Genomic DNA, 5,394 nt, shown 5'->3' with positions numbered 1-5,394 from the left:
GCATCCACACAATAAACAGTGCCGCGGCAACCCCGATGGCGGTGAAGAACCAGCGCTGCCAGCCCGCGGCTTCGGCCAGGAAGGAAAACGCCGCACCCGTGTTGTGCACCCGCACGACATTAAAAAAACTGGTCACGTAAGTGGTGTCGCCCAGACGGTAGTAACCGAGGATCAATACTTTGGTGAACTGGTCGGCGATCAGGATCAGCAGCGCCAGGCCCAGCCACGGGAGCATGCTGCCCGGCGATTTGATGAAAGTCGTTTTGGGCATCAGGCGAACTTCCTGTCTTCACCGGCGCCATACAGGTTGCTGGTGCAGCGGCCGCAAATGGTCGGGTGGGCCGCGTCGTGACCCACATCGCTGCGGTAATGCCAGCAGCGCTCGCATTTGGTGTCGGAACTGGCTGCAACCCGCGTTGATTGTGAGCTACCAGCTATTAAATCGATAGCAGACGTGATGAAGACAAACTTGAGGTCTTCGCCCAGCGAGGCCAGCAGCGCATGGTCTTCAGCGGCGACTTCCAGTGCGACATTGGCCTGCAGTGAAGAGCCGACCTTGCCGTCGGCGCGCAGCGTCTCGATGTCCTTGTTGACCGCGTCGCGGATTTCGCGGATGCGCGACCACTTGGCCAGAAGCGCCGCGTCGGGTACGGGGAATTCGGCATAGGTTTCCATGAAGATCGATTCGGATGAGCCGAAGACCTTCCAGGCCTCTTCCGCCGTGAAGCTGAGAAATGGCGCCATCCAGCGCAGCATGGCGTGYGTGATCTGCCAGAGCGCGGTCTGCGCGCTGCGGCGGGCCAGCGATTTGGGGCCGGTGGTGTAGAGCCGGTCTTTCAGGATGTCGAGGTAGAACGAGCCGAGGTCTTCGCTGCAATAGATCTGCAGCTTGGACACCACCGGGTGGAATTCATACACCTCGTAGTGGGCCAGGATGTCGGCCTGCAGCTGCGACGCCCGGCTCAGGGCGTAGCGGTCGATTTCCAGCATCTGCTCCAGCGGCACGGCGTCTTTGGCCGGGTCGAAGTCGCTGACGTTGGCCATCAAAAAGCGCAGCGTGTTGCGGATGCGACGGTAGGCGTCCACCACACGGGCCAGGATCTTGTCGTCGATGCCCAGGTCGCCCGAGTAGTCGGTCGAAGCGCACCAGAGGCGGATGATCTCGGCGCCCAGCTTGTCGCTCACCTCCTGCGGCACCACGACATTGCCCTCGCTCTTGCTCATCTTGCGGCCCTTGCCGTCTACCGTAAAGCCGTGTGTGAGCAGGCCCTTGTAGGGCGCGTGGTCGTACATCGCGCAGGCGGTAAGCAGTGACGAGTGGAACCAGCCGCGGTGCTGGTCGTGGCCTTCCAGGTACAGGTCGGCCGGCCAGGTCGACTGCGCGGCGTGGCTGTGGCGCAGCACGTGGTCATGCGTGGTGCCCGAGTCAAACCAGACGTCGAGGATGTCGGTGCTCTTGATGTAGTCGGGCGCATCCTTGCCGATCACGGATTCGGCCGTGGCCTTGCTCCAGGCTTCGATGCCGCCGGTCTCCACCATGCTCGCGGCCTGGTCCATGATTTCCATGGTGCGCGGATGCAGCTCGCCGGTGGCGGTGTGGATGAAGAAAGGCAGCGGCACGCCCCAGTTGCGCTGGCGGCTGATGCACCAGTCGGGCCGGCCGGCGATCATGTCGCGCAGGCGGACCTTGCCGTTTTCCGGGTAGAAGCTGGTTTCCTCGATGGCGGCCAGGGCCAGTTTGCGCAGCGTTTGCGGCGCCTTGTCTTTGGTGAAAACGCCTTCGCCCTCGTCCATGCGCACAAACCACTGGGCCGCCGCGCGATAGATCACCGGCGTCTTGTGGCGCCAGCAATGCGGGTAGCTGTGCAGGATATCTTGTGTGGCAAAGAGGCGGCCGTGCTCGCGCAGCTTGTCGATGACCAGGGGCGCGGCCTTCCAGATATTGAGCCCGCCAAACATCGGCAGCTCGTCGACGTAGCGGCCGTTGCCCTGCACCGGGTTGAGAATGTCGTCATAGGCAATGCCGTTGGCCACGCAGGAGTTAAAGTCTTCCACGCCGTAAGCGGGTGACGAATGCACGATACCCGTGCCGTCGTCGGCCGTGGCGTAGTCGGCCAGGAATACCGGGCTGAAGCGGCGGTAGCCTTCCTCGACGTCATAAAAGGGGTGCTGGAATTTCAGCAGCGCCAGGTTTTTGCCTGCTGTTGTGGCCAACACTTTGCCGGTGAGCTGATAGCGCTCCAGGCACTTTTCGACCAGCACGGAGGCCAGCAGCAGGATGCCGCGCTCGGTGTCGACCAGCGCATATTCGAGCTCAGGGTTCAGGTTAAGCGCCTGGTTGGCCGGAATGGTCCAGGCGGTGGTCGTCCAGATCACCGCGAAGGCGTCCTTGTCCAGGCCCTTGAGACCGAATGCTGCTGCCAGTTTTTCGGGCTCGGCGCATTTGAAGCCGACGTCCAGCGTCTGCGATTTCTTGTCGGCGTATTCGATCTCAAACTCGGCCAGCGAGGAGCCGCAGTCAAAGCACCAGTACACGGGCTTCAGGCCCCGGTACACAAAACCGCGCTCCATGATGCGTTTAAGCGCGCGGATTTCATTGGCTTCGTTGGCGAAGTCCATCGTGCGGTAGGGGTTGTCCCACTCGCCCAGCACGCCCAGGCGCTTGAAGTCGGCCCTCTGGCCCTCGATCTGCTCCGTCGCGAAGGCGCGGCTCTTCGCCTGCACTTCGTCCCTTGGAAGATTGCGTCCGTGCAGTTTTTCGATAGCATTTTCGATGGGCAGGCCGTGGCAGTCCCAGCCCGGCACGTAGATGGCGTCCAGGCCCTTGAGCTGGCGCGCCTTGACGATCATGTCTTTCAGGACCTTGTTGACCGCGTGGCCGATGTGGATCTTGCCGTTGGCATACGGCGGGCCATCGTGCAGTACAAACCTGGGCTTGCCGGCGCGCACGTCACGCAGCTTCTTGTAAATGCCTTTTTCGTCCCATTCCTTGACCCAGCCGGCTTCGCGCTTGGGCAGGTCGCCGCGCATCGGGAAGGGCGTGTCAGGCAGGTTCAGGGTGCTGCGGTAATCGGTTTTGGTTTCAGACATGGGATGCTTCTGGGATGCTGTTGTTAGGGCGGCCTGAAAAAGCGGCCGCCGGAAATACGGTGGGGAGGAGCCGGTCGCCAAAAGTAAAGGCGGGGCCAGAGGCGACGAGATCGTCTAAATTCGGTCGCGCGTGGTCTGGCGGCTGGTTTCCGTGTGCATGGAGGCGAAAAACGCCCGCGCGTCGTCGCAGTCCTTGGCGATGCCTGTTTTCAGGCTGTCCAGGCTGTCGTACTTCAGTTCGTCGTGCAGTTTATGAAGCAGTTCCACGCGGATGATTTTACCGTATGCCCCCTCGGGCCCAAGGCTGGCGGGCCATTCGAGGCAATGGGTTTCCAGCAGCACGCGTCCACCGTTGACATCCCCGGGATCCAGCGAGGGCCTGATGCCCAGGTTGGCTACGCCGGGAATGGGCTGGACGGACAGGCCGAACACCTGCACTGCAAAAATCCCGCTGGCAGCCGGTTTCCAGTGCGAAAACCGCAGGTTGAGTGTGCGAAAGCCCAGGTCGCGACCCAGCTTGCGGCCATGCACCACGTGGCCGGAGATGCTGTAAGGCCGCCCCAGCAGGCCAGCCACCCGGTCCATCCGGCCTTCAGCCAGCGCTTCGCGCACCGCAGAACTTGACACCCGAAGGCCTCGCACTTCATAACTGTTCATCCGTGCCACATCAAAGCCCAGCCGGTCGCCGGCGGCGTCGAGCATGGCGTAGTCGCCTGCCCGCTTGGCGCCAAAGCGGAAGTCGTCGCCCACCAGTACGTACTTCACGCCCAAGCCCTTGACCAGCACATCCTGAATGAAGGATTCGGCCGGCTGGGATGCCAGCGCGGCGTTAAAGGGCAAGACCACGCACTGGTCGATGCCGCAGCGCGCCAGCTCGGGCTTGCGGGCCACACCGGCGAAGTAGTCGCGCGGATGGGGCTCGAAGCTCATGACGCAGCTGGGAACGCCGCGATGCTGCGCCTCATTTTTCAGCAGCGCCAGCATGGCCTGGTGGCCGCGGTGCACACCATCAAAATTGCCGATGGTCAGGGCGCAATGCGCCGCCAGCTGGGGATGGTGGTAGCCGCGGAAAATTTTCATGGGGCAATTATCGTTTTTATAGCGCTGGAGCCCGGCTCAGCGGGGCCTCAACGTGGTTTATGGGGGATTTGAACCTGTTTGCCATGATTTCACTGTATATTGATACACAGTCAGTCCACTCAGCCAGCCGAACGCCGCGCTCCAATGCGGCATCCACCATGATGGAGGTTCGTTTTGAAGGTCTTGAAGCTCTCAGCCCAGGGATTGCCGCAATCCTGGATCAGCCTTGAACAAGCCGTGTTGCATTACGCGGCTGACGAGGTGCGCTGGGAGATGGGTGCGCGGGTCGTCACCTTCCATGGCGGCCACAACGCCATCACGGGTGAGCAGTCCATCATCACGGTCAACAGCATCATCGGCACCAAGGGCGTGCCCAACATCAACCCGTTTGACCTCAAGCCGGGCCTGACCAACGGCAAGCTTTTCGCCCGCGACCGCAATGTGTGCGCCTACTGCGGCGGGCATTTCCATGAAGAAGACCTGACGCGTGAGCACATCATTCCGTTTGCCCAAAAAGGCATAGACACCTGGATGAACGTGGTGACCGCCTGCCGCGCCTGCAACCACCGCAAAAGCAGCCGCACGCCCGAACAGGCGCACATGCCGCTGCTCTATACGCCCTATGTGCCCAGCCTCTGGGAAGACTTCATCCTGCGCAACCGCCGCATTCTGGCGGACCAGATGGAGTTTTTGATGGCGCATATTCCGAAAACATCACGCCTGCACGGGTGATGACCGATCCTCTCACGCCTGCACGCGTAACTCTCCGGCTAGGGTAGCGCGGTCAGGTCAAGTGCCAGCGCGGAACCGGCTTTGCCGGGCCGCWGGTGGCGCCCCCTTGAGGGGGAGGCGGCCGCAGGCCGCTTCGGGGGGGATCGTTACTTTTAGGCAAATACGCCGGCCGTTTCCTGCATCCGCTCCGATACCTCACTCAGATGGTGCAGCGTGTCGCCAAACGTCATTTCCAGCTGCGTCAGCTTCTTGAAGTAGTGGCTCACGATGTATTCATCCGTCACGCCGATGCCGCCGTGCAGCTGCACCGCCTGCTGGCCCACAAAGCGCATCGACACGCCCAGCTGGTATTTGGCGCGCGCCAGCGCCCGGGCGCGTTCGTCGGCGGGTGCATTGAGCTTGAGCGAGGCGTAATAGCTCATCGAGCGCGCCAGTTCCAGCTGCATCTTCATGTCGGCCACGCGGTGGCGCAGCGCCTGGAAAGTGCTGATG

The 5,394-nt window shown here is 62.1% G+C and carries 5 protein-coding genes; 1 reads left to right on the top strand and 4 read right to left on the bottom strand.

The window, feature by feature from the left end:
* The 3 genes from AC1D0Z_RS15450 to AC1D0Z_RS15440 all read right to left on the bottom strand — a co-directional run.
* On the bottom strand, positions 1-271 hold a 271-nt coding region (locus tag AC1D0Z_RS15450; protein WP_477659108.1), incomplete at its 3' end, for a signal peptidase II.
* Positions 271-3,090, bottom strand: a complete 2,820-nt coding sequence (ileS, locus tag AC1D0Z_RS15445) for an isoleucine--tRNA ligase (RefSeq protein ID WP_477659107.1) — start codon at positions 3,088-3,090, stop codon at positions 271-273. The genes ileS and AC1D0Z_RS15450, both read right to left, overlap by 1 nt.
* A 114-nt stretch (positions 3,091-3,204) precedes the next feature.
* Positions 3,205-4,170: a bifunctional riboflavin kinase/FAD synthetase gene (locus AC1D0Z_RS15440; protein WP_477659106.1), complete on the bottom strand. Its 966-nt coding sequence runs from the start codon at positions 4,168-4,170 to the stop codon at positions 3,205-3,207.
* Between the two features lie 174 nt (positions 4,171-4,344).
* On the opposite strand from AC1D0Z_RS15440, the gene AC1D0Z_RS15435 reads away from it, so the two are divergent.
* Positions 4,345-4,902 (top strand): HNH endonuclease, encoded by a 558-nt coding sequence (locus AC1D0Z_RS15435; protein ID WP_122955515.1) that lies wholly within the window; start codon positions 4,345-4,347, stop codon positions 4,900-4,902.
* A 152-nt stretch (positions 4,903-5,054) separates the two neighbouring features.
* On the opposite strand, the gene AC1D0Z_RS15430 is transcribed toward AC1D0Z_RS15435, so the two are convergent.
* Positions 5,055-5,394 (bottom strand): acyl-CoA dehydrogenase family protein (locus AC1D0Z_RS15430; RefSeq protein ID WP_477659105.1); only part of this gene is annotated, 340 nt, incomplete at its 5' end.

This window comes from Polaromonas sp. P1_E3 (assembly GCF_056405935.1).
The sequence above is the reverse complement of the archived record's forward strand: the minus strand, read 5'-3'. Positions and strand labels throughout refer to the sequence as shown.

Coding starts and splice junctions, on each gene's coding strand:
- AC1D0Z_RS15440 (WP_477659106.1), bottom strand. CDS start 4,170: ATGAAAATTTTCCGCGGCTACCACCATCCCCAGCTGGCGGCGCATTGC.